This is a genomic window from Rhizobium sp. CC-YZS058, assembly GCF_034720595.1.
Classification (GTDB): Bacteria; Pseudomonadota; Alphaproteobacteria; order Rhizobiales; family Rhizobiaceae; genus Ferranicluibacter.
In genome coordinates, this window is sequence record NZ_JAYESJ010000001.1 from 3,153,710 (window position 1) to 3,174,092 (window position 20,383).

General features: G+C 63.7%; 24 protein-coding genes. 6 read left to right on the forward strand and 18 right to left on the reverse strand.

Features of this window, described 5'->3' with window-relative positions:
• Positions 1-206: 206 nt before the first annotated feature.
• The 14 genes from fliP to U8330_RS15135 all read right to left on the reverse strand — a co-directional run bounded on the left by fliP (position 207) and on the right by U8330_RS15135 (position 10,135).
• Positions 207-944 carry a flagellar type III secretion system pore protein FliP gene (fliP, locus tag U8330_RS15070; protein WP_323106074.1) on the reverse strand — a complete coding sequence of 246 codons (738 nt, stop codon included), beginning with the start codon at positions 942-944 and terminating at the stop codon, positions 207-209.
• Positions 941-1,498, reverse strand: coding sequence for a flagellar basal body-associated FliL family protein (locus tag U8330_RS15075; RefSeq protein ID WP_323106075.1), 558 nt, complete (start codon positions 1,496-1,498; stop codon positions 941-943). Before U8330_RS15075 ends, fliP begins: the two co-directional genes overlap by 4 nt.
• 30 nt (positions 1,499-1,528) lie before the next feature.
• On the reverse strand, positions 1,529-2,236 hold the full coding sequence (gene flgH / locus U8330_RS15080) for a flagellar basal body L-ring protein FlgH (protein WP_323106076.1): 708 nt from the start codon (positions 2,234-2,236) through the stop codon (positions 1,529-1,531).
• Positions 2,233-2,769 carry a MotE family protein gene (locus U8330_RS15085; protein ID WP_323106077.1) on the reverse strand — a complete coding sequence of 179 codons (537 nt, stop codon included), beginning with the start codon at positions 2,767-2,769 and terminating at the stop codon, positions 2,233-2,235. Before U8330_RS15085 ends, flgH begins: the two co-directional genes overlap by 4 nt.
• Positions 2,766-3,893 carry a flagellar basal body P-ring protein FlgI gene (locus U8330_RS15090; RefSeq protein ID WP_323106078.1) on the reverse strand — a complete coding sequence of 376 codons (1,128 nt, stop codon included), beginning with the start codon at positions 3,891-3,893 and terminating at the stop codon, positions 2,766-2,768. The genes U8330_RS15085 and U8330_RS15090 overlap by 4 nt, the downstream gene beginning before the upstream one ends.
• Positions 3,890-4,402, reverse strand: coding sequence for a flagellar basal body P-ring formation chaperone FlgA (flgA, locus tag U8330_RS15095; protein ID WP_416236861.1), 513 nt, complete (start codon positions 4,400-4,402; stop codon positions 3,890-3,892). Before flgA ends, U8330_RS15090 begins: the two co-directional genes overlap by 4 nt.
• A 20-nt stretch (positions 4,403-4,422) precedes the next feature.
• On the reverse strand, positions 4,423-5,211 hold the full coding sequence (flgG, locus tag U8330_RS15100; RefSeq protein ID WP_323106079.1) for a flagellar basal-body rod protein FlgG: 789 nt from the start codon (positions 5,209-5,211) through the stop codon (positions 4,423-4,425).
• 36 nt (positions 5,212-5,247) lie between these two features.
• Positions 5,248-5,592 (reverse strand): flagellar hook-basal body complex protein FliE, encoded by a 345-nt coding sequence (locus U8330_RS15105; RefSeq protein ID WP_323106080.1) that lies wholly within the window; start codon positions 5,590-5,592, stop codon positions 5,248-5,250.
• A complete protein-coding gene (flgC, locus tag U8330_RS15110; protein ID WP_323106081.1) occupies positions 5,592-6,011 on the reverse strand; it encodes a flagellar basal body rod protein FlgC in 420 nt (139 codons plus the stop codon). Before flgC ends, U8330_RS15105 begins: the two co-directional genes overlap by 1 nt.
• A 5-nt stretch (positions 6,012-6,016) precedes the next feature.
• Positions 6,017-6,397: a flagellar basal body rod protein FlgB gene (gene flgB / locus U8330_RS15115; RefSeq protein WP_323107309.1), complete on the reverse strand. Its 381-nt coding sequence runs from the start codon at positions 6,395-6,397 to the stop codon at positions 6,017-6,019.
• 281 nt (positions 6,398-6,678) lie between these two features.
• Positions 6,679-7,227: a flagellar protein gene (locus U8330_RS15120; RefSeq protein ID WP_323106082.1), complete on the reverse strand. Its 549-nt coding sequence runs from the start codon at positions 7,225-7,227 to the stop codon at positions 6,679-6,681.
• A gap of 6 nt (positions 7,228-7,233) precedes the next feature.
• Positions 7,234-8,631, reverse strand: coding sequence for a flagellar protein export ATPase FliI (gene fliI / locus U8330_RS15125; RefSeq protein WP_323106083.1), 1,398 nt, complete (start codon positions 8,629-8,631; stop codon positions 7,234-7,236).
• Complete coding sequence (gene flgF / locus U8330_RS15130; protein WP_323106084.1) at positions 8,628-9,353, reverse strand: flagellar basal-body rod protein FlgF; 726 nt, start codon at positions 9,351-9,353, stop codon at positions 8,628-8,630. Before flgF ends, fliI begins: the two co-directional genes overlap by 4 nt.
• A 2-nt stretch (positions 9,354-9,355) precedes the next feature.
• Positions 9,356-10,135, reverse strand: a complete 780-nt coding sequence (locus tag U8330_RS15135; protein ID WP_323106085.1) for a DUF1217 domain-containing protein — start codon at positions 10,133-10,135, stop codon at positions 9,356-9,358.
• Positions 10,136-10,353: 218 nt separating this feature from the next.
• On the opposite strand from U8330_RS15135, the gene motA reads away from it, so the two are divergent.
• The 6 genes from motA (at position 10,354) to U8330_RS15165 (ending at position 15,644) form a co-directional block, all read left to right on the forward strand.
• Positions 10,354-11,229, forward strand: a complete 876-nt coding sequence (motA, locus tag U8330_RS15140) for a flagellar motor stator protein MotA (protein WP_323106086.1) — start codon at positions 10,354-10,356, stop codon at positions 11,227-11,229.
• Positions 11,230-11,232: 3 nt separating this feature from the next.
• Entirely contained in the window at positions 11,233-12,171 is a 939-nt protein-coding gene (locus tag U8330_RS15145; protein WP_323106087.1) for a FliM/FliN family flagellar motor switch protein, read from the forward strand.
• Positions 12,172-12,229: 58 nt separating this feature from the next.
• Entirely contained in the window at positions 12,230-12,904 is a 675-nt protein-coding gene (fliN, locus tag U8330_RS15150) for a flagellar motor switch protein FliN (protein ID WP_323106088.1), read from the forward strand.
• Positions 12,905-12,966: 62 nt separating this feature from the next.
• A complete protein-coding gene (gene fliG / locus U8330_RS15155; protein ID WP_323106089.1) occupies positions 12,967-13,998 on the forward strand; it encodes a flagellar motor switch protein FliG in 1,032 nt (343 codons plus the stop codon).
• A gap of 120 nt (positions 13,999-14,118) precedes the next feature.
• Entirely contained in the window at positions 14,119-15,198 is a 1,080-nt protein-coding gene (gene flhB / locus U8330_RS15160; RefSeq protein ID WP_323106090.1) for a flagellar biosynthesis protein FlhB, read from the forward strand.
• Positions 15,199-15,203: 5 nt separating this feature from the next.
• Positions 15,204-15,644 carry a hypothetical protein gene (locus tag U8330_RS15165; protein WP_323106091.1) on the forward strand — a complete coding sequence of 147 codons (441 nt, stop codon included), beginning with the start codon at positions 15,204-15,206 and terminating at the stop codon, positions 15,642-15,644.
• Positions 15,645-15,714: 70 nt separating this feature from the next.
• Here the strand turns inward: U8330_RS15165 and visR are convergent, their stop codons facing one another.
• The 4 genes from visR to cheT all read right to left on the reverse strand — a co-directional run bounded on the left by visR (position 15,715) and on the right by cheT (position 20,324).
• Positions 15,715-16,437, reverse strand: a complete 723-nt coding sequence (gene visR / locus U8330_RS15170; protein ID WP_323106092.1) for a transcriptional regulator VisR — start codon at positions 16,435-16,437, stop codon at positions 15,715-15,717.
• Positions 16,438-16,448: 11 nt separating this feature from the next.
• Entirely contained in the window at positions 16,449-17,189 is a 741-nt protein-coding gene (visN, locus tag U8330_RS15175; protein ID WP_416236862.1) for a transcriptional regulator VisN, read from the reverse strand.
• A gap of 761 nt (positions 17,190-17,950) precedes the next feature.
• Positions 17,951-19,636 (reverse strand): flagellar basal-body MS-ring/collar protein FliF, encoded by a 1,686-nt coding sequence (gene fliF, locus U8330_RS15180; RefSeq protein WP_323106093.1) that lies wholly within the window; start codon positions 19,634-19,636, stop codon positions 17,951-17,953.
• Positions 19,637-19,934: 298 nt separating this feature from the next.
• On the reverse strand, positions 19,935-20,324 hold the full coding sequence (gene cheT / locus U8330_RS15185; RefSeq protein ID WP_323106094.1) for a chemotaxis protein CheT: 390 nt from the start codon (positions 20,322-20,324) through the stop codon (positions 19,935-19,937).
• Between the last annotated feature and the right edge of the window lie 59 nt (positions 20,325-20,383).

Here is a 20,383-nt window from a genome sequence, read left to right on the forward strand (position 1 = left end):
CGAAGAAAACCAAACCCGTCATGTGAGGATGAATGTCGCATCCAAAGCTTGCGATCTGCTTAATCGGGCCGCCCGTCCACAGTCAGCTCTCGCGCACATTATTCCGATCTAATGATGGAATAGGAACGTGAAAACAGCATGTTGCAGCGCCGACGAACGCTTTTTCAGCGGTCAATTCGGAAAGGGTTGATTAACCACGATGGCGATCAATTGAAGGAACGCACCAGACTGCCGACAAGAAGATTCCAGCCGTCGATCAAGACGAAGAAGAGAATCTTGAAGGGCAGCGAGATCGAGGTGGGCGGCAGCATCATCATGCCCATGGCCATGGTGATGGTGGCGACGATCAGGTCGATGACCAGGAAGGGCAGCACGATCAAAAAGCCGATTTCGAAACCGCGCCGGATCTCCGAGATCATGAAGGCGGGGATGACGGCGCGAAGATCGACCTGGCCGTTGGTCACCACCGTCTGGTTCTTTTCCCGGGCGATATCGATGAACAGCTGCAGATCCTGGTCGCGCGTGTTGGCGACCATGAACTGACGGAACGGCTCGCTGATCCGGGTCATCGCCTCCGTCTCGGTGATCTGGTTCTGGATCAGCGGATCGACGCCATCCCGCCAGGCGCGGTCGAAGGTGGGCGACATGACGTAGAAGGTCATGAACAGCGCCAGGCTGACCATGATCGTGTTCGACGGCGTGGTGGCGAGCCCCATGCCGCTGCGCAGGATGGCGAAGGCGATGACGAAGCGGGGAAAGCTCGTCACCATGATGAGGATGCCCGGCGCGACCGAGAGGATGGTCAGCACCCCGAAGGTGCGGATGATCCAGGACGCGGCAGAGCCGTCGATAGGCGCGTTGAAAAGCTGGGTCGGGAAGCCTTGCGCCACCGCGATCCCGGTCATCGCCCCGAAGGCGGCTATGAAGGCGGCAAGACGAATCATTGAATGACAAATGTTCGGACGATCACATCCGATATCTTCCCTTCCGAACGCAGGTCAACCCGCTCCTTGATGTCGTCCTTCAGGTACTCGAAGCCGCGCGGCCCCTCGATCTGCTGCAGGGAGACGGTCTTGAGATAGGCGGTGATGTCGTTCTGAACGGTTTTCGCCATTTCCGCATCCGCCGGACCCTTGAAGACCAGCGCCAGCTCGATCCGGACCCAGTTCTCGGCCGGATAGGCAAGATTGGTGGTGATGGCATCGAGCTGCATCAGGCCCGGCAAGGCCGCCGAAATCGTCGGCAGACCTTCCTCCTTCTTGGAGCCGCCGCCATGGCCGCCGGCCTCCGGTGCCGTGCCGTGCTCCTGCTTGGCCTTGACCGCGGCCTTCGCCTCTTCGACCAGCTTGGCCTCTTCGGCCGTCAGCGGCGGTGTGGCGAGCATGCCGCCCACGACCCAGCCGCCGCCCGCACCCAGCAGGGTGATGGCGGCGAGAGCCGCGATCGTGAGGATCTTGCCCTTCTTCGCGCTCGGCTTTGCCTCGTCGGAACTGTCCATCTCCGGCCCTCGTTCTTTCGTCTGCGCGGGTTAGATCGGCGAAATGATGTCCATGACCTGCTGGCCCCATGGGGGCTGCTGGACCTCGGTGAGACGGCCGCGACCGCCATAGGAGATGCGCGCCTCGGCGATCTTGTCATAGGAGATCGAGTTCTTCGCATCGACATCCTGCGGCCGGGCGATGCCGGCCACGTTGAGGATGCGCAGCTCGTGGTTGACGCGAACCTCCTGCGATCCGCTGATCAACAGATTGCCGTTGTCGAGCACGCCGGTCACGACGGCGGCCACGAGCAGCTGCAGCTTTTCGGCCCGCTCCGTCGTTCCCTCGCCCTTCGTCTTGGTGCTGGAATCGTAGTTCAGCCCGCCGTTCCATCCGAAATCGCTGCTCTCGGACTTGCCCTTGGCGCCGATGTTGAAGTCGCTGCCATTGGTGCGGCTGCGGTCGGTCTTGTTGTCGAAGGAGGCCTTGTCGTCGATGCGGATGTCGACGGTAATGATGTCGCCGACCTTCATGGCGCGCGCATCCTTGAAGAGCGCCGATTGCTGGTCGCTCCACAGCGAATAGCCGGCCGCCACCTGATGCGGCTCCTTGGGATACATGGCGAGCTGCGGCGTCTGCGTATACTGCAGGCCACTGCCGATCGGGCTCATAGCCGGCGCGCGGCCGACATCATGGAGCGAGCTCTGGCATCCCGAAAGGAGTCCGGCGGTCAGAAGAGCCGTGAGACGCGTTCTCATGAGGGTTCCTTCGAGGTGTTGGGATCGGTGGCGCTGGAGATGATGTTGGTCAGCACGGCCGCCTTCTCGCCTGGCATTTCACTCAGGATCAGGCTCGACTGGCGCGGCGGCAGCTTCATGATGATCGCCGCCGCGATCTCCGGATGGACGAGCGTCAGCTTCTCGGCTGCCGCGTCGGGCTTCATGGTCTTGTAGATCCCGACGAGATTGAGCTCGGCCTGCTTGAGAAAATCGTCCCGGCGCTTTAGCCAGTCCTGATATTCGTCGCGTCGCTTCTCCAGAAGGGCAATGCGCTGATCGACACTGGCCTGCAGCTCTTCGAGCTGCTTCTTCTGCAGGAGATAGCGCTGGTCGCGCGCGGCATCGGCGATGTTGGTGCAGAACTGCTGCACCTCACCGCCCGTCTCTGCCGCGGCCGGAGCCGCGACATCTTCGGCATAGGCGCCGGGGATCGAGAGGAGTGCCACGGCCGCAGCCGAGAGCAGCAGGCGGCGCAGGCGCGCCTCGCGCGGGGAACGGTTCGGTGTCCTCATTGCAGCACGAGCTCCGCCTGGAGGGCACCGGCCGATTTGATGCCCTGGAGAATGGATATGATGCCGTCCGGCTTGACGCCGATCGAGTTCAGCCCGGCAACGAGGGTGCGCAGGTTCGAGCCGTTGAGGATCGCCACCTTGCCGCCGGACTGGGTGGCGTCGATGGTGGTGTTCGGCTCCACAGCCGTCTGGCCGCGGGAGAAGGGTTCCGGCTGGACCACGGTCGGCGATTCCGTCACCTGGACCGTCAGGGTTCCGTAGCTCACGGCCACCTGCGAGATGCGCACGTCCTGACCGATGACGATCGTGCCGGTTCGCTCGTTGACCACGACACGGGCCGGCACGTCCGTTTCGATCACCAGATTCTCGATATCGGCCATCAGCCGGGCAAGATCGGCCATCTTCGGCCGGTCGACGATCACCGACTGGCTGTCGCGCGCTTCGGCGATCCGCCCGCCGAACTGCGTTTCGGCATAGCGGTTGATGGCGGCGGCCATGCCGACGGCGGTCGAGAAGTCCGGATTGCGCAGCTGCAGCGTGAGGTTGACGCTGTCCTTGAACTTGGCCGGCAGCTCGCGTTCGATGATCGCGCCGTTCGGCACGCGGCCGGAGGTGGTGGTGTTCTGCTGCAGCGTGGCAGCATCGCCCTCGGCACTGAAGCCGGAGACGACGACCGAGCCCTGCGCCACGGCATAGATCTGCCCGTCGGCACCCGAGAGCGAGGTCATGACCAGCGTGCCGCCGCGCAGCGAGGTGGAATCGCCGAGCGACCCGACGGTGACGTCGATGCGGCTGCCCGGGCTGGCGAAGGGCGGCAGGTTGGCGGTGACGAGAACCGCGGCAATATTCTTCGAGCGGGATTCGCCGCCCTGGGTCGAGATGCCGAGGTTCTGCAGCATGGCGCGCAGCGACTGCTCGGTGAAGGGCGAGGAGCGCAGGCTGTCGCCCGTGCCCTGCAGGCCGACCACGAGGCCGTAGCCGATCAGCTGGTTGTCGCGGCCCGACTGCAGCGAGGCGACGTCCTTGATGCGCGAGGCGGCGGCTGCCGGCTGCGCCAGGGGAAGAAGGGCCACGGCGCAGGCTGCCACAAGGAGCGACAGGCGCCGAGCGAGACAGACGATCATTTTGCCACCACCTGTACAGAACCATCCGCCATGACAGTGCCGGAGATAACGACGCCGGAGTCGGTGTTGCGGACGCGGATAAGGGCACCTATGCCCGCATTTTCGAGCGGTGCGCCGCCGGCGGTGATCGTCAGCGGGCCGTTGTTGTAGACGAGACGCACGGCCTTGCCGCGTTCGACGAGATAGGGATCGCGCAGCGACTGGACGAGGATGACGCGGCCGGCGAGCAGCGTCCGGTCGGTCACCTTGCCGACGACCTGCTCCGCCTTCACCGCATAATCGCCGACGAGATCGGGATTGGTGACCTCGACCACCTGCAGCATGCCCGGCTCCACGGTCTGGCCGGGATAGATCGTCTCGGTCGGAATGACCGCGGTGCGGCCTTCCGCGCAGGCGGAACCCGAGAGAAGCAGCGCGCCGATGAAGACGGCCATGGCCGCGCCGCAGCGCCGGATATGGGGTGCAGGACCCTTCCGGATCGGGCCGCCTGCCTTCGGACCAAACATCATGTTCGCCGCTCCCTTCACGCTTATCTCAGGTTCTTGCTGACCGTGGAGGCCATTTCGTCGGCGGCCTGGATGATCTTCGAATTCATCTCATAGGCACGCTGTGCGGAGATGAGATCGGTGATCTCCTTGACCGGATCGACATTGGAGGCTTCCAGATATTTCTGCTTGATCTGGCCGTAGCCCGGATCGGTCGGCACGCCGACCACAGGATCGCCGGAGGCGGCCGTCTGCTTGAAGAGGTTGTCGCCCTGCGGCTCCAGACCGGCTTCATTGACGAAGTTCGCCACCGTGAGCTGGCCGACCGACTGCGGCACCGAATTGTTGCCGACGCGGGCCATCACCTCGCCGGAGGTGGAGACGGTGATCTGCGAGGCGCCCTGCGGGATGGTGATGCCGGGGACGACGGTATAGCCGTCGATCGTCACCAGCTCGCCATTGGCATTGGTGTTGAAGGCGCCGGAGCGGGTGTAGGCGGTCTGGCCGTCCGGGGTTTCGACCTGGAACCAGCCGCGACCGACGATCGCGAGATCAAGGTCGTTGCCGGTGGAGATCAGGCTGCCCTGGATGTGCAGGTTGCGCACGGCCGAGGTCTGGACACCCAGGCCGACCATCGCGCCTTCCGGAACGATCGCCTGGTTGGCGCGGTTGGGCACGCCCGAGGCGCGCTCGGTCTGGTAGATCAGGTCCGAGAACTCGGCGCGGGCGCGCTTGTAGCCGGTCGTGTTGATGTTCGCGATGTTGTTCGCGATCACTTCGAGGTTCAGCTGCTGGGCGTTCATGCCGGTCGCAGCGATCGAGAGAGCCTTCATGCGGGTCGTCCTTCAAGATTGAGCGCGGATCAGGCGTCAGATCGACATGCGGGTGATGTCGAGATAGGCGGTCACGACCTTGTCGCGGATGGCGATGGCGGTCTGGAGCGATTGCTCCGCATGCATGACGGCATCGATGACTTCGCGGGTGTTGGCCTCGCCGCGAATGCCCTGGATCGAGGCGGTTTCGGCCGACTTCAGCGCGCCGACCGCATCGCTCGCCATGCTGCCCATGACTTCGGCGAAGCTCTGGGCGCCGGGAACGCCGGTCGCACCCGAGAGCGCCGAGGCGGCGGTGCTTGCCGCGCTGGTGGCGCTCGAGCCGGCAGTGCCGGCGAGGTTCGAGAGCGAGGAGGTGATGGTGGAGATCGCGTCGATCATTATTGCGAAGCCCTCAGGAGGTCGATGGTCTGGCTGATCAGGTCACGCGCCTGGCGCGTCGCCTGGAGATTGGCCTCGTAGGCGCGGTTGGCCTCGCGCATGTCGGCCATTTCGACGAGAACGTTGACGTTCGGCATCTTGACCATGCCGCGGGAGTCGGCCGCCGGGTTGCCGGGGTCGTATTCGAAGACGAAACTGCTGTCATCGACGCCGAGGCGCTGGACTTCGACCGTCGAGGCGCCGCTGGCGCGGTCGATCTCGGCGGCGAAGCTGACCGTCTTGCGGCGATAGGGATCGGCGCCCGGCGCATCGCCGGTCGAGCGCGCATTGGCGATGTTTTCGGACACGATCCGCAGGCGGGTGGATTCCGCTTCGAGGCCGCTGGCCGAGACTTTGAGGGCAGAAACGAGAGGATCCATCGCGATTATCTCCTGACGACCATCAGCATCATGCGGTGAAAGGATTTGACGAGCCCGGTGTTGAGCTCGTAGTCGCGCTTGATCTCGCCGGCCTTCATCAGCTCCTTCTCCAGCTCGACGCTGTTGCCGGATTGCTGAACTTCGGCCTCATTGTTGAGCGCCGTTTCGGTGATCTGCGAGGCAAGCGGCGCATCGCGGAAATGAGCGGGATTGGTGGCGGCCATCTGGACACCGGTCTGCTGCATGACGCTCTGGAAGGGCGTCACATCCTTGGCGGCATAATGGGGGGTGCTTGCGTTGGCGATGTTGCCAGCTACGACACCTTGGCGGACGGAAAGCCACTGAGCTTGCCTCGATGCCAGTTCGAAAAGCTGAATAGGTTGCATCATGCGACTCCATGCTTCATTGCCTCCGACACTAGGCCGGTAAACTTGCGTGGGACTGTCGCCAGAAGCGTGCCGCGCGCAGGCGGACGCCGTCCTGTCCGGCACCAGCCGGCAGGGGTCGCGCCATCATGGCAAGGCTGTCCGGTTCGGACAGCGCGGCGCGAGCATCATGCTGCGGAGATGGAGACGGCGGATCCGCGCGAGCGCATCCGCGAAAGCGGGACGATGCCCTGCGCATCACCCCAGGACCCGGCCTCGCAAAGGCCGGTCGGCAGCACCCGTCAGGGGGCGCGGAACACCTCGCCCTTCGAGGTGACGAGAACCCAGCCGCCATCCCGCTCCTCGAGCGTGGCGAGCCGGCTGTTGTCCGGCAGCGGCGAGCCAACCTTGACGATGTAGAGCCCGTTCGCATCCTCGATCAGTGCGCGGCCGCTGGCGACATGCACCAGCTTGAAGCCGGCGGTGCCCGGAAAAGGCTGGTCCTGCCCATCCGAGGGTGATGACGGGGCGGCCTTGGCCGGCGTCGAGGCGGTCATCAGCTGGTCGAAGAGCGCCTTGGTCTCCTCATCCATCTGCCCGTCCAGCGGAGAGGCGGTGGCTTCGTCATGGCCGATCTTCTGCGACAGGTCGCGGGTCTGCCCCTGCCAGAGCGACGGCATGGCGAACTTGTCCTGGTTGAGAAAGGCATACCAGGGGAAAAAGGTTGCAAGCCCCGCCAGCGCCACACCGGTCGCGATCAGCGCCCGGTCGATCATCGGCGTGCGGTCCTTCAGCCGAGGCTGGCGGACGATCTCGTCGGCGTCGCGTTCGTCGAACCGTGTCTGTTTCATGCCATCCTACCGTCTGGTCTGCTGCCCGCCCATGCCTGCGGCCGCCTTCAGCGCATTGGCAAGGTCGGTGAAGGCGTCGAAGGACGGGCCTTCGCTCGGGGTCTGTTTCAAGATGTCGTAGATCACCGGCACCTGCTTGATCGCCATGTCGAGATCGGGATCCGAGCCCGGGCGGTATCCGCCGATCAGCCGCAGGTCGCGTGTTTCCTCATAGCGGTGGATCAGCGCCTTCAGGCGGCCGACCAGCACCTCTTCCTCCGGCGTCCAGGCCTTGCGGGCAAGGCGGGAGACGGAGGCGAGCGGGTTGATCGGCGGATAGCGCCCCTCCTCCGCAAGACTGCGGTCCATGACGATATGGCCGTCGAGAATGCCGCGGGTGGAATCGGCGATCGGGTCGTTGTGGTTGTCGCCATCGACCAGGATGGAGATGATCGCGGTGATCGTGCCGGTGCCTTCCGCGCCCGGGCCGGCGCGCTCGAGGAGGCGCGGCAGTTCGGTGAAGACGGAGGCCGGGTAGCCGCGTGCGATCGGCGGCTCGCCCGAGGCGGTGGCCACCTCGCGGATCGCATGGGCGAAACGGGTAACGCTGTCGACGATCAGCAGCACGTTGTCGCCCTGGTCGCGAAAATATTCGGCGATGGTCACGGCGGTCAGCGGCGCCATCTTGCGCAGCATTGGGCTCTCGTCGCTGGTGGCGACGACGGCGACCGACTTCGCCAGATTGTCGCCCAGCGTATCCTCGATGAATTCGCGCACTTCGCGTCCGCGCTCGCCCACCAGCGCGATCACCACCTTGTCGAAGGCATCCGCCCGCGCCAGCATGGAGAGAAGCGTCGACTTGCCGACACCGGAGCCGGCGAAGATGCCGAGGCGCTGCCCGAGGCAGAGCGGCGAGAAGAGATCGATCGCCCGCACGCCGGTGCGGAAGCCGTGCTCGACGCGCTTGCGGGTCATCGAGGGCGGTGCGGTGTTGGAAATCGGACGCCGGTCGTCGCCTTGGCTGATCGGTCCGCGCCCATCGATCGGCTCGCCCAGCGAGTTGATGGTGCGGCCGCACCAGCTTTCATCCGGCGCGACGCGGAAGGCGCCCTTGCGGATGACACGGTCGTGGATGCCGATCGGGTCGCCTGGTCCGATCGGGCAGACCACCACGGTCTCCTGCTCGACCTTGACGACCTCGCCCAGATGCACGCCATCGGCGCCGAGATGGGCGACGAATTCGCCGAGCCGCACATGACGCGACAGGCCGCTGACGGTGTAGTGGCCCGGAGAGATGGTCTGCACATGCCCGCCCGGCGCGATGCAGGCATCGGGCTGGGCATATCGCCCGACAAGGCCCGCCATGGCGGCAAGCGCCGGCGAGCCTTGGCCGATCTGCAGCGGTTCGGACTGGATATCGCTCATTTCGCCCCGCCGAGCGTCTTGATCGCCTCGTTGAGCGTCGTGTCATTGTCGCGCATTAGCGACGTGACGTTCTCGAAGGCGCGCGAGACCATGATCAGCTGCGACATCTGCTGGATCGGGTCGACGTTGGATTCTTCCAGATAGCCCTGCGTCACGCCGACATCCATCCGGTCGACGACCGGGTTGCCCGGGTTCGGCGGAATGACGCCGCAGTTTTCGAAGCGGGAGAAGCCGTTCGAGAAATCCGCCTCGTAAAGGCCGAGCGAGGCGACCTGGTTGCCGTTCTGGTGGATGATGCCATCCGCCCCGACCTTGATCTCGCCGGCATTGGCATTGATCTGGATCGGCGCGCCGCCGGCGTCGAGCACCGGATAGCCCTTGAGGGTGACGAGATCGCCGGTTTCCGTCAGCGTGAAACGGCCGTCGCGGGTCAGGACCTGGCCGGCCGGCGTATCGATCGCGAACCAGGCATCGCCCTTGATGGCGAAGTCGAGCGAATTGCCGGTCTGCTTCAGGCCGCCGCTCTGGGTGTTGATGTACTCCTTGCCCTCGTCGACGAAGGCCACCTTGGTGGGCTTGGTATCGCCGAGCACGGTGTTGAATTTCACCTCGGTCGAGCGGAACCCCACCGTGTTGGCGTTGGCGACATTGTCTGCCAACGTGTTCAACCGGCGTTCGAGCGCGATCTGCGAGGAGACGGCCACATAAAGGCTGGTCTGCATGGTCAGCGGCCTCCGAGCTTGAGTGTGTTGATGGACAAAAGCAGGTCGGCGGAGATGCCGGTGCCGGACCCGCCGCCGAAAACCGCCAGCGGATCGACGGCATTGGTCGGGTTCTTCAGCTCCCAGAGGGCGGTGAAGCGATCCAGCATCTTGCCGAGCTTCTGCGGGTCCTTGAAATCGGCGATATCGATGGCGTCCGAGATCATCGCAGCCTGCTTGTCGATATCGGCGGCGGCGACTTCGTCCGGCATCTGCAGCAGCGTGCGGGTGACCTGCGCCAGCGCATCGTCGGCCAGCAGGCCATAGGCGCTGGTGATGCTCGGCGCCATGCGCTCGAAATAGAGCGCCAGGCGGACGCCGGAATTGTCTTCGCCGGCCTCCTGCTCCAGCGTCTGCCGCATGTATTTGTCGGCAACGCCCTTCTGCGCCCGCTCGAAGCTGGTGGCGGCATCGCCATTGCGGGCAAAGTTGAGCGAGGCGACGAGATCGGTGTAGCGGCTGTCGGTCAGCTGCTTGGCAAAGGCCTTGTCGTCATCGATGCCCTCGCTCAGCACCTTGCGCATGAAGGCCTTGGCATAGGCCATGTCCTCCAGCCCATGCGCCTTCATGGCATAATTGTAGAGGCGCGTATCGGCGAAGAACTGGTCGAGCGTCTTCACGCTGCCGATCGTCTTCAGGTAATAGTCGGTTTCGCGCTTGACGTCGGGCTGCTCGGCAACCCGCTTCAGCGAGGTCGGCAGATCCGTCGCGATCAGTCGGTAGCTCGTGGTGGTGGTGGTCACGCGGAATCCTCATCGCCTGCCGCCTCCCCTGGATCGGGAGGGGAAGCCGGTCCTCCTGGGGCACAGGGGCGGCGTCTTCATCGGTGAAGCTGCCGCAAGCAACTTGCGCGAGGCTGATCGGCGAAAACCGGCTGTTCGCGGGGGCTTACAGCCAGCCTGACGCAAGGCTGAGCGCCTAGGGATGGCCTCACTATTCCACCATTGCGGCAGGGAACGACATGAACATCATCATTGGCCTCGTGCTGACGCTCGGCTGTATCCTCGGCGGCTTCATCGCGATGGGCGGCCACATGGAGGTCCTCAACCAGCCGTTCGAGCTCGTCATCATCGGCGGCGCCGGCATCGGCGGCTTCATCATGGCCAACTCGATGAAGACCGTGAAGGATGCCGGCAAGGCGCTGGGCGAAGGGTTCAAGCACAAGGTCCCCAAGCAGCGCGAATATCTCGACACGCTGGGCGTGCTCTACAGCCTGATGCGCGACCTGCGCACCAAATCGCGCAACGAGATCGAAAGCCACATCGACAATCCCGACGAATCCTCGATCTTCCAGCAGGCGCCGACGGTTCTGAAAAACAAGGAACTGACGGCCTTCATCTGCGACTACGTCCGCCTCATCATCATCGGCAATGCCCGCAGCCACGAGATCGAGGCGCTGATGGACGAGGAGATCAACACGATCACCCATGACAAGCTGCATTCCTACAATGCGCTGCACACGATGGGCGATGCCTTCCCGGCCATCGGGATCGTCGCGGCCGTTCTCGGCGTCATCAAGGCCATGGGCGCGATCACGGAAAGCCCGGAAGTGCTGGGCGGCAAGATCGCCGCAGCGCTCGTCGGCACCATGCTCGGCATCTTCCTGTCCTATTGCGTGGTCAGCCCGCTGATCGCCAACGTCAAGCATGTGCGCGAGAAGCAGAACCGGCTCTACATCATCGTGAAGCAGACCCTGCTTGCCTATATGAACGGCTCCGTTCCGCAGGTCGCGCTGGAATACGGGCGCAAGACCATCTCCGCCTACGAGCGCCCGTCGATCGACGCGGTCGAGCAGGAGATGATGAATCCCGGCGGCGGCGACAGCAAGGCGGCCTGATCCATGACGGCGAACACCAACATCTACACCTTCGACAAGCGGCTGCTTGCGCGAATGACCGGCGCGCTCGGCGATCCGCAGACGCTCGGCAAGATTTGCGCCGAGCTCGGCCAGGTCTTCGGGGAGTTCCTGCCCGACGTGCTCAAATCGGAAACCGGTCTCGACATCGCGATCGCTTATGCCGGCTTCGAGAGCGGCGAGAAGACCGCGCTGTTGCGCAAGCTCGGCGACGGCGTGGCCTTGAGCGACTGTACGCTGCGCAACTGGTGCGACTTCACCATCAGCTGCGACAGCCCCGCCATCATCGCGCTCACCGAAATGCTGCTCGGCGCGGAGCCGGAGGCGGTCGAGGAAAGTCCACCCCGCAACCTCTCGGCCATCGAGCTCGAGGTGGCGGCGCTGATGGTGGAGAAGATCGCCAATGTCCTGAAGAGCGCGGTCAATGCCGAGGGCGGTTTCGAGCCGCTCGTGGGCAAGCCCTGCAACGCCGACAAGCATCCGGCTCCGAGCCCGGACGAGCCGACCCTCTATGCCGCGTGCGTCACGATCACGATGGGCATCGGGCCGGTTCTCTCTACCTTCGCAATCGTCATTCCGCAGCAGGTGCTGCTCAAGACCAGCATCGTCTTCCCGCAGGGCATGAACCAGGCGCGGCGGAACAAGTCCGCCTTCCAGGACAAGATCGAAGAGCAAGTGCGCCGGTCCATGGTGGAGCTTCAGGCGCGGATTCGCCTGGAGAACCTGACGCTCGGCCAGGTCAGCCGCCTGCAGGCCGGCGACATCATTCCGTTTCATGATGCAAAGGACGTGCGGGTCGAGGTCAATGCGAATGGCCGCGATCTCTACGTCTGCGAATTCGGGCGCTCCGGTGCCCGCTACACCGTGCGTATCGCCGATACGCACGGATCCGAACAGGACATCCTCCACCACCTCATGAGCTGAGGCGCGGCACGCCAGCGCGGACAGGCTTGGGGCAAGCTTCAATTGGAATAATCCGGACATGGCACCGAAAACAGCACCCACCGACGACACACTGATGGCAGGCCTTGGCGGCGACGACGAGCTCGACAAGGCGATCGACGATCTGCGCGGCGTCCTGAAAACCGATGCCGAGGGCGGCGTTCCCGACGCGGGCTTCGATGCGAGCTTCGGCGCGGAAAGCCCCGCCTCCGATTTTTCCGCCTCCTTCGGCGCGGATCTCGACAGCGACAATCCCTTTGCCGGCAGCTTCGGCACGGCGGCTGCGGAAGAAACGAGCTTCGATGCCGACAGCTTCGGCGGCGGCAGCGATTTCGGCGGCAGTGCCAGCACCGGCAGCGATTTCGGCGGCGCGAGCTTCGGCGGCAGCGACTTCGGCGACAGCGACCTGAACGCCGGCGGCTTCGACATGCCGTCCGCCACCAAGCCGGCCGGCTCGGCGCTCGAGAGCAATCTCGACCTGATCATGGACATTCCGATCGAGGTCCAGATCATCCTCGGTTCGAGCAAGATGCAGGTCGCGAGCCTCATGAACCTCACCGAGGGTGCCACGATCGGGCTCGATCGCCGGATCGGCGAGCCGGTCGAGATCATGGTCAACGGCCGCATCATCGGACGCGGCGAGATCACGGTGCTCGAAAACGACGATACGCGCTTCGGCGTAAAGCTGATCGAGGTGATCGGCGGCAAGAAATAGGCGCGCCGTCGCGCGCCTTCGACGACAGACGGGACCCGGTCAGGGCCTAAAAGGAACGATCCATGATGGATTTCGACGATTTTCAGGCCCAGGCCCCCACCCGTCCGCTCAGCCAGACGGACAAGGCGGCGGCCGTTCTGCTTGCCATGGGCAAGCCGATCGCGGGCAAACTGCTCAAATTCTTCACGCAGAGCGAGCTGCAGGGCATCATCGCCTCGGCACAGAACTTGCGCTCCATTCCCCCGCAGGAGCTGGAAGTCCTCGTCAACGAGTTCGAGGATCTCTTCACCGAAGGCGCCGGCCTCATGGACAACGCCAAGGCGATCGAGGCGATCCTGGAAGAAGGCCTGACGCCCGACGAGGTGGACGGCCTGCTCGGACGCCGCACCGCCTTCCAGGCCTATGAATCGAGCATCTGGGAACAGCTGCAGGACAGCGACCCGGTTTTCGTCGCGCGGCACCTGGGCAGCGAACACCATCAGACCATCGCCTATGTCCTGTCGATGATGCCGTCGAGCTTCGGTGCCAAGGTGCTGCTGCAACTGCCGGAAGAGGGTCGCGCCGACATCATCAACCGCACAGTCAATATGAAGAACGTCAGCCCCAAGGCTGCCGCCATCATCGAGACCCGCGTGATGGAGCTGCTGCGCGCCATGCACGAAGAGCGCAACTCGACCGGCTCGATCAAGGCGGCGGAGGTGATGAACGAGATGGAGAAGACGCAGGTCGACGATCTGCTCGCCTCGCTCGCATCCCTCAACGCCGAATCGGTCAAGAAGGTGCGTCCGAAGATCTTCCTTTTCGACGATATCCTGCAGATGCCGCAGCGCAGCCGCGTCACGCTGTTCAACGAGGTCTCGGGCGACATCATCACCATGGCGCTGCGCGGCGCAGGCATGGATCTGCGCGAATGCGTGCTCGCGTCGATCGGCGCGCGCCAGCGCCGCATGATCGAATCGGATCTCGCTTCGGGCGATGCCGGCATCAACCCGCGCGACATCGCGGTGGCGCGCCGCTCGGTCACGCAGGAAGCGATCCGCCTTTCCGCCGCCGGCCAGATCGAGCTGAAGGAAAAGGACGCCGTCGCGGCCTGATCGTTCGGCGTTCTACGCCGCCCCTCCCCTTGCATGACAGGCCGGACAGGCTCACAACGGGCCCGCCCGGCCTGATGCGCGTTTTCGCGCGACCAGCCATCCGGGCAGCGGGGGTGCGGCATGGCGGACGACGACAAGGAAAGCAAAACAGAGAGCCCGACCGACAAGCGCATCTCCGATGCGCTGGAGAAGGGCAATGTCCCGGTCTCGCGCGAGATCCCGCTCTTCGCCTCTGCGCTCGCCGTCTACATCTTCGTGGTCTTCTTCCTGCCTGGCGGGCTTTCGACCTTCGTGGAGGCCCTGAAGGATGTTTTCGAGCAGCCGGATGCCTGGCAGCTGACCAATGCCAATGACGTGGTGGCGCTGATCACCCATTTCTTCTGGAAAGCGGGCGGCCTGCTAATCCCGCTTTTCGTGCTTCTGATCGTCTTCGGCGTTTCCTCCTCGATCCTGCAGAACATGCCGCGCGTGGTGCTCGACCGGATCGCGCCCAAGATGGAGCGGATCAGCCCGGTTGCCGGCTTTTCCCGCATCTACAGCGTTCCCGGCCTGATCGAATTCGCCAAGGCCTTCTTCAAGATCGCCATCATCTCGACCATCGTCGTGCTCGTGCTGTGGAACGATTATTACGGCACGCTGGAGGCGATGTTCTCCGACCCCTCGACGCTCTTCACGCGAATCGGCGACGACCTGAACCAGATCATGGTCGTCATCATCCTGTGCACCGGCGTGCTGGCCATCGCCGATTATTTCTGGACCCGCCACCATTGGTACAGCGAGCTGCGCATGACCAAGGAGGAGGTGAAGGAAGAGATGAAGCAGATGCAGGGCGATCCGATCGTCAAGGCGCGCCTGCGCTCGATCGCCCGCGACCGCGCCCGCCGGCGCATGATCACCGCCGTGCCGCGCGCGACGCTCGTCATCGCCAACCCGACCCATTTCGCCGTTGCGCTGCGCTATGTGCGCGAGGAAGGCGATGCGCCGGTCGTGGTTGCCAAGGGCCAGGACCTTGTTGCGCTGAAAATCCGCGCCATCGCCGAGGAAAACAACATCCCCGTTTTCGAAGATCCGCCGCTGGCGCGCTCAATGTTTGCGCAAGTCTCGGTGGATAGTGTCATTCCGCCGGTGTTCTACAAGGCCGTGGCGGAACTGATCCACCGGATCTACGCTGCGAACGCGAACTCGAGACGGACGAACTGAGCCCCATGAAAAAGTGCCGCTATTCCGAACAGCGTGAGAAAATCGTTGCCGAGGCCATCCGCCCGGTTGCCACTGAACTCCGGCTGATCGATGCGGCCGATTTCATCGCCCTCCTGCGGTTCGAATCGCACGCCAGCATCGCCGATCTCGTCTCCTCGGCCGCCGAACTCTATTTCCAGCCAGGCACGGTCAATTTCGGCATTGGCGGCAATTACCGCTGCGACTGGGGTACCGAGCCGGAAGTGACGCTCGATCTCGAGCTGAAACCGGAAGGCGTGACGGTCTATGCCCAGCTGGCGCTGAAGAACGACGCCGCCGGCCTCGAAATCAACCATATCGCGTTCAAGAGTCCTTCGAGCGATCCAGAGGAAAACACCGCCTTCCTGGCCCAGAGCCTCGAAGCGGCGAAATTCCTCAAATCCTACCCGACAGCGCTCGCCAGCTGAGCGCAACGGGGCGCCTCCCTCATCGCGGAAGCGCCCTGCCCGCCCCTGTCGGGCGTCCGTGGACGACGATCTAGCGGATGTAACCGAGTCGCAGGGCCTTGGCGATCGCCTGGATGCGATTCACGGAATCGAGCTTGGTGGTGGCAGCGCCGAGATAGGCGTTGACCGTGTGGACGGAGAGCCCCATCTTCTCGGCGATCTCTTCGCTGATCATCCCGTCCCCTGCCATCTGCAGGCAGCCGAGCTCCCGCTCGCTCAACGCTTCCGAGGGTTGCAGGCGACGCTCGTCGGAGGCCAGCAGATCGGTCATGACATGGCAGGCGCGGCCGTGCAGGTCGAGGATGGTTTCGCTGGCGAGATCGAGCACGTCGGCCATGAAGATCACATAGCCATTGCCCTGCGCGCCGAGACGCACGGGAAAGGCAATGCCGGCAAAGGGCAGTTGCCGGCCCTTCACGCGCCGGACGAAGCGCTCGAAATCCACCGTATCGGCCGTCTGCCCCTCTCCGCTGCCGTTCCACAAGAGCGGCAGCAGGGAATCGTCGAGATGCAGTTTCAGCTCGTCGCCATAGGCCCGCACGAGCTCGTGCGCCATCATTTCGGCTTCCGTGCCCCAATTGTCGAGGACGCAGGTCAGCTTGCGTGCGGCCGGCAGTCCATTGCCGTTCAGGCGGAAGACGGCGAAACGCGAGGCGTCGATATCACGCTGCATCGTCTGCAGCCGCGTGATCAGCGTTGCCGCCCGCATCGCCTTGCTCTGGCTCCCCCGCCCTCCCGTCACATAGACCGCCATGCCGACGCTCCTTAGACGAGGTTGTTGCGGACAGCGTAGGCGATCGCCTCGGACCGCGTCTTCGTCGCCGTCTTGCGCATCACGCTGGTGATGTAGTTGTTGATGGTGTTGCGCGAGATGCCGAGGATCAGCGCAATCTCCTCGCTCGTCTTGCCCTCGGCAATCCAGTAGAGGCATTCGAGCTCGCGCTCGGTCAGGTCGAAATCGCGATCGGCCCGCATGACCTTCTGGCTGGCGAAGCTTGCGAAATAGCCGGTGAGCAGCCCGATCTCGCGCAGGCACTCGCGCGACAGGATGACATCCTGCGGGAAGAGGAGCATGAGCGAAAAGCGCTCGCGACCGACACAGAAGGTAACCGCGCAATAGTCGCGGCTGAGACCATGGCCGAGCGACACGTCGTCAGGCAGGGTCAGGAAAGCGGGCTGCAGCAGCGACAGGCATTTCTCCTGTTCGCTCGACTTCGTATGAAGCCCGTTGAGGATCTGCCCGAGCCGCTTGACGGCATCGAAGGGCCAATCCGAACACAGAACGAAATCGAGACCGGTATCCTGCGACAGGTCGTAACGGGCGAGAAGATAATGGCTGGCGCCGACATAGTCGGTCAGAACTGCCAGGGCGCGGTTGAGGTTGCCGCGCTCCGCGCAGTCCGCCAACCGGGCAAGAAGATGGCGCTTGGCCGCGGCCGGGCTATGACCGTGCATCGGCATGGCCGGAGTAGGCCGTGCCGCGATCTCCACATGTAGAGCGTTCATGATGATGTCCCCGTGTTGGATCCGTCGATCGTGTCGCGCTTGCATGCCTGCTTCGGCAGCGTGTCCTCGGGTTCCGCCTCCCTTGGATCACGCGACTCACTCTCGAATCACTGTCTAAAACTATACAGAGACGTGGACAAAAGACTACTGCCGTCTTGTCGGGATTTACTTTTCCATTTTGGGTTGGATTGATTCGGACAAAACCGCTTGACGGGACTTTCCGGTGATTTGCGGCACATTGAGAAATATCTCAACGCACTGTTTTCACTCATTAAAAAAGCCGATACCTCCGATTATATGTATGACTTCTTATTCAATGAACTTTAAACTTGCAGTCGTCAAAGCGCTTTTATGGCCTGTCGGATCGTTCGGATGTTCCGCTCTGTTCTGCTTAAGAAATTTCGAATTCTTCCTGTTGCAGATTTGCATCTTATGTAACGCTTCGCCCTTCCATGTATCTTCTTCAGGTCGTTAATCGTATATCTACAGATTTTAACATGAGATCGCCTCGGATGTACATGGAGGCCGAGAGTCATTGTGGCAGGCTTTTAAGAAACCGCGCTCTTCCACATAAAAATATGACTGAAAGGTTAACGCCGCGATTCCGCCGTGTGCCGGCTATGTCTGACGCGTGGGCGCCCGATGCTTTGAGCCTTGTCCTCCGCCCCCAGGTGATTGAGCGCCGGCTCACAAAGCGGTTGTCGCAAGGCAAAAAAAATCCCGCCTGTGCGAGGCGGGATCGAGGGGGGTCCTTGGGAGGATCAGGCGGCCCGTTCGGCCACCCATTTGCGCAGGATCTTGGCGGCGCGTTCTTCGCTGATTTCCACCATGCGGGCCAAGCGGCGCTCCGGGCCTTCCTTGACGCGGCGATTGAACTCGCCGCTCGACTCGTCGCCGAGGCTCAGCAGGTCGTCGGTGCTGTCGAAACCGAAATCCGAGCCGAAGCCTTCCATGAGCGCTGCCCCGCCGCCTGCAGCGGCCGGAGCCGGCGAGAAGTCGGGAAGCTCGAGGCCTGCCGGTTCGGCTTCGGCCAGGGTCCCCGGGCCGCCGAAACCCATGGAGCGGGCGAGCGGACGCAGGCCCATCCAGACCACCACCACCGCGACCAGGACGAAGGCGAGTGCGTTGATGATGCCGCCGAGGTTGCGGGTCAGCGTCTCCATGATCGTCGGGCCGGCCACCGGCTCGTCGAGCAGCTGGGCATTGACGAAATCCATGGCGGTGAGCGTGATCACATCGCCGCGGGCCGGATCGATGCCGACGGCGGAGGCGACGATCTTCTGCATGTCGGCGATATAGGCGTCGATCTTGGCCTGGTCGGCACCCTCGCCGACCATGGCCGCAATCCGGCCACGGTTGACGACGACGGCGACGGACAGCTTCTCGACCTTGTAGCTGTTCTTGGTCGTGGCAACCGTCTTCTGGTTGATCTCGTAGTTGGTCTGCTCTTCCTTCTTGTCCGCCTGGTCGCTCGACTGCGGGCCTGCGCCGCCGCGGGGCGCGGCCTGCGGCACGTTCTGCTGCACGGTCGCGGCGTTGTCGGCCTGCTGCTGGCTCGACTTCTGCTGCTCCTTCGTCACCCGCGTCGAGCGTTCAACGCGCGATTCCGGATCGAAGATCGTTTCCTGGACCTGCTGGCTGTCCGTGTTGAGCTGGGCGGTGACGCTGGCGCGGAAATTGTCCATGCCGAGGAAGGGTGCCAGCGCCTTGTCGATGTTGTTCTCGATCTCCGACTGGACCGACTGGACGATGCCGAGCGACTGGTTGAGCGCCCCGTTCTGCGGGTCTTCGCCGGAGGCGAGAAGCTGGCCGGCCGAATCGAGGATGGTCACGTCGTCGAGCGAGAGGCCCGGAACCGAGGAGGCGACCAGATGGCGGATCGAGGCGGCGGCCTGGCGGCCGAGCTGCGCCGAGGCGCGGATCATGACGGAGGCGGTCGGCTTCTGCTCGGTTTTGCGGAAGCTGCCGCGATCGGCCATGACGATATGGACGCGGGCGGCGGAAATGCCGGAAATCTGCTGGATGGTGCGGGCGATCTCGCCCTCCAGCGCCCGGACGCGGGTGACTTCCTGCATGAAGGAGGTGAGGCCGAGCGAGCCGACATTGTCGAACAGCTCGTAACCGGCATTGGCGCTGTTCGGCAGACCTCGCTCCGCGAGATAAAGGCGCGCCTTGCCGGTGGTGCCGACCGGAACCTGGACACTGGTGCCGTCCGCACCCACTTCGAAATCGATATTGGCTTCGGCGAGCGCGATGCTGATCTGGTTCAGATCGGCGCTTTCGAGACCGACATAAAGGGTCTCATAGGCTGGCTTGTTGACATAAAGCCCGGCGGCCAAGACCAGTCCGACCGCGACCAGTCCCGCGCTGGCCAGGGCGATGAGCTTGCCCTGCCCCAGGCTCTTGAGGTTCTTGGCAACTGAAGAGAGTTGATCCAACAGAGTCATTCTGTCCGCACCCGTTAGCGCGCCTCATCCGGCAAGATTGCCGCACAAGGGTCATGCGCCGTCCAAAACGAAGGGTTCTTCCCGCCGCGGACAAGGCCTGATGCCCTGTCCGATGTCGGCACGAATCCACCGAACCCGTCGCCAAGCTAGGTGGCGAAGCTTGCGCGAGCGTGACCTTTGTCCGGCTCGTCAACCTGAGGTGTTCCGGCTGCCGCTCCTGGAGTACGGACATCAAAAAAGCCGCTTGCCCGAGGGCCTGCGGCGTTCTTGCAGTGTCGATCCGGCACTGTTCAACCGGCTAGAAAGCCTCGAAATCTCCGGCCTCTTCCGTCAACGGCTGAGAATGGCCATGGCGAAGCCCGCTCGCCAGCGAGCGCTGCATATCCGCGAGCTTGACGAGGTTGAGCGCGGTCGAGACGTCGACCAGCCAGGATTGCGGGATCGCGGCCGTCACCGTATCGATGAACTCCGCCAGGCCACGCGTTTTCTGCACGGCCAGGTCGATGCCCTGGAGAACCTTCACGTGGTCGGCGCTGTTGGCGATCGCGCCTTCGCCCAGCGCATTGAGCATGGGCTCGATCCGCTCGATCAGGTAGGCGACGTCGTGGAGTTCGCTCACCACGCGCATCATGACATCAGGCAATGCTTCCTCGAGGCCGTGGCCGACCGCTTTCTTCTCGTTCAGCATCTGTGTCCCTCTTTCGCCGCGGTGCGGCTGCCCCTGTTTTGTCTGTTCTGGCCACACCA

What these genes read in the sequence shown, in the direction of transcription:
- fliP (WP_323106074.1), bottom strand. Translation starts at nt 944, where the DNA reads ATGATTCGTCTTGCCGCCTTCATAGCCGCCTTCGGGGCGATGACCGGG.
- U8330_RS15075 (WP_323106075.1), bottom strand. Translation starts at nt 1,498, where the DNA reads ATGGACAGTTCCGACGAGGCAAAGCCGAGCGCGAAGAAGGGCAAGATC.
- flgH (WP_323106076.1), bottom strand. Translation starts at nt 2,236, where the DNA reads ATGAGAACGCGTCTCACGGCTCTTCTGACCGCCGGACTCCTTTCGGGA.
- U8330_RS15085 (WP_323106077.1), bottom strand. Translation starts at nt 2,769, where the DNA reads ATGAGGACACCGAACCGTTCCCCGCGCGAGGCGCGCCTGCGCCGCCTG.
- U8330_RS15090 (WP_323106078.1), bottom strand. Translation starts at nt 3,893, where the DNA reads ATGATCGTCTGTCTCGCTCGGCGCCTGTCGCTCCTTGTGGCAGCCTGC.
- flgA (WP_416236861.1), bottom strand. Translation starts at nt 4,402, where the DNA reads ATGATGTTTGGTCCGAAGGCAGGCGGCCCGATCCGGAAGGGTCCTGCA.
- flgG (WP_323106079.1), bottom strand. Translation starts at nt 5,211, where the DNA reads ATGAAGGCTCTCTCGATCGCTGCGACCGGCATGAACGCCCAGCAGCTG.
- U8330_RS15105 (WP_323106080.1), bottom strand. Translation starts at nt 5,592, where the DNA reads ATGATCGACGCGATCTCCACCATCACCTCCTCGCTCTCGAACCTCGCC.
- flgC (WP_323106081.1), bottom strand. Translation starts at nt 6,011, where the DNA reads ATGGATCCTCTCGTTTCTGCCCTCAAAGTCTCGGCCAGCGGCCTCGAA.
- flgB (WP_323107309.1), bottom strand. Translation starts at nt 6,397, where the DNA reads ATGCAACCTATTCAGCTTTTCGAACTGGCATCGAGGCAAGCTCAGTGG.
- U8330_RS15120 (WP_323106082.1), bottom strand. Translation starts at nt 7,227, where the DNA reads ATGAAACAGACACGGTTCGACGAACGCGACGCCGACGAGATCGTCCGC.
- fliI (WP_323106083.1), bottom strand. Translation starts at nt 8,631, where the DNA reads ATGAGCGATATCCAGTCCGAACCGCTGCAGATCGGCCAAGGCTCGCCG.
- flgF (WP_323106084.1), bottom strand. Translation starts at nt 9,353, where the DNA reads ATGCAGACCAGCCTTTATGTGGCCGTCTCCTCGCAGATCGCGCTCGAA.
- motA (WP_323106086.1), top strand. Translation starts at nt 10,354, where the DNA reads ATGAACATCATCATTGGCCTCGTGCTGACGCTCGGCTGTATCCTCGGC.
- U8330_RS15145 (WP_323106087.1), top strand. Translation starts at nt 11,233, where the DNA reads ATGACGGCGAACACCAACATCTACACCTTCGACAAGCGGCTGCTTGCG.
- fliN (WP_323106088.1), top strand. Translation starts at nt 12,230, where the DNA reads ATGGCACCGAAAACAGCACCCACCGACGACACACTGATGGCAGGCCTT.
- fliG (WP_323106089.1), top strand. Translation starts at nt 12,967, where the DNA reads ATGATGGATTTCGACGATTTTCAGGCCCAGGCCCCCACCCGTCCGCTC.
- flhB (WP_323106090.1), top strand. Translation starts at nt 14,119, where the DNA reads ATGGCGGACGACGACAAGGAAAGCAAAACAGAGAGCCCGACCGACAAG.
- U8330_RS15165 (WP_323106091.1), top strand. Translation starts at nt 15,204, where the DNA reads ATGAAAAAGTGCCGCTATTCCGAACAGCGTGAGAAAATCGTTGCCGAG.
- visR (WP_323106092.1), bottom strand. Translation starts at nt 16,437, where the DNA reads ATGGCGGTCTATGTGACGGGAGGGCGGGGGAGCCAGAGCAAGGCGATG.
- visN (WP_416236862.1), bottom strand. Translation starts at nt 17,189, where the DNA reads ATGAACGCTCTACATGTGGAGATCGCGGCACGGCCTACTCCGGCCATG.
- fliF (WP_323106093.1), bottom strand. Translation starts at nt 19,636, where the DNA reads ATGACTCTGTTGGATCAACTCTCTTCAGTTGCCAAGAACCTCAAGAGC.
- cheT (WP_323106094.1), bottom strand. Translation starts at nt 20,324, where the DNA reads ATGCTGAACGAGAAGAAAGCGGTCGGCCACGGCCTCGAGGAAGCATTG.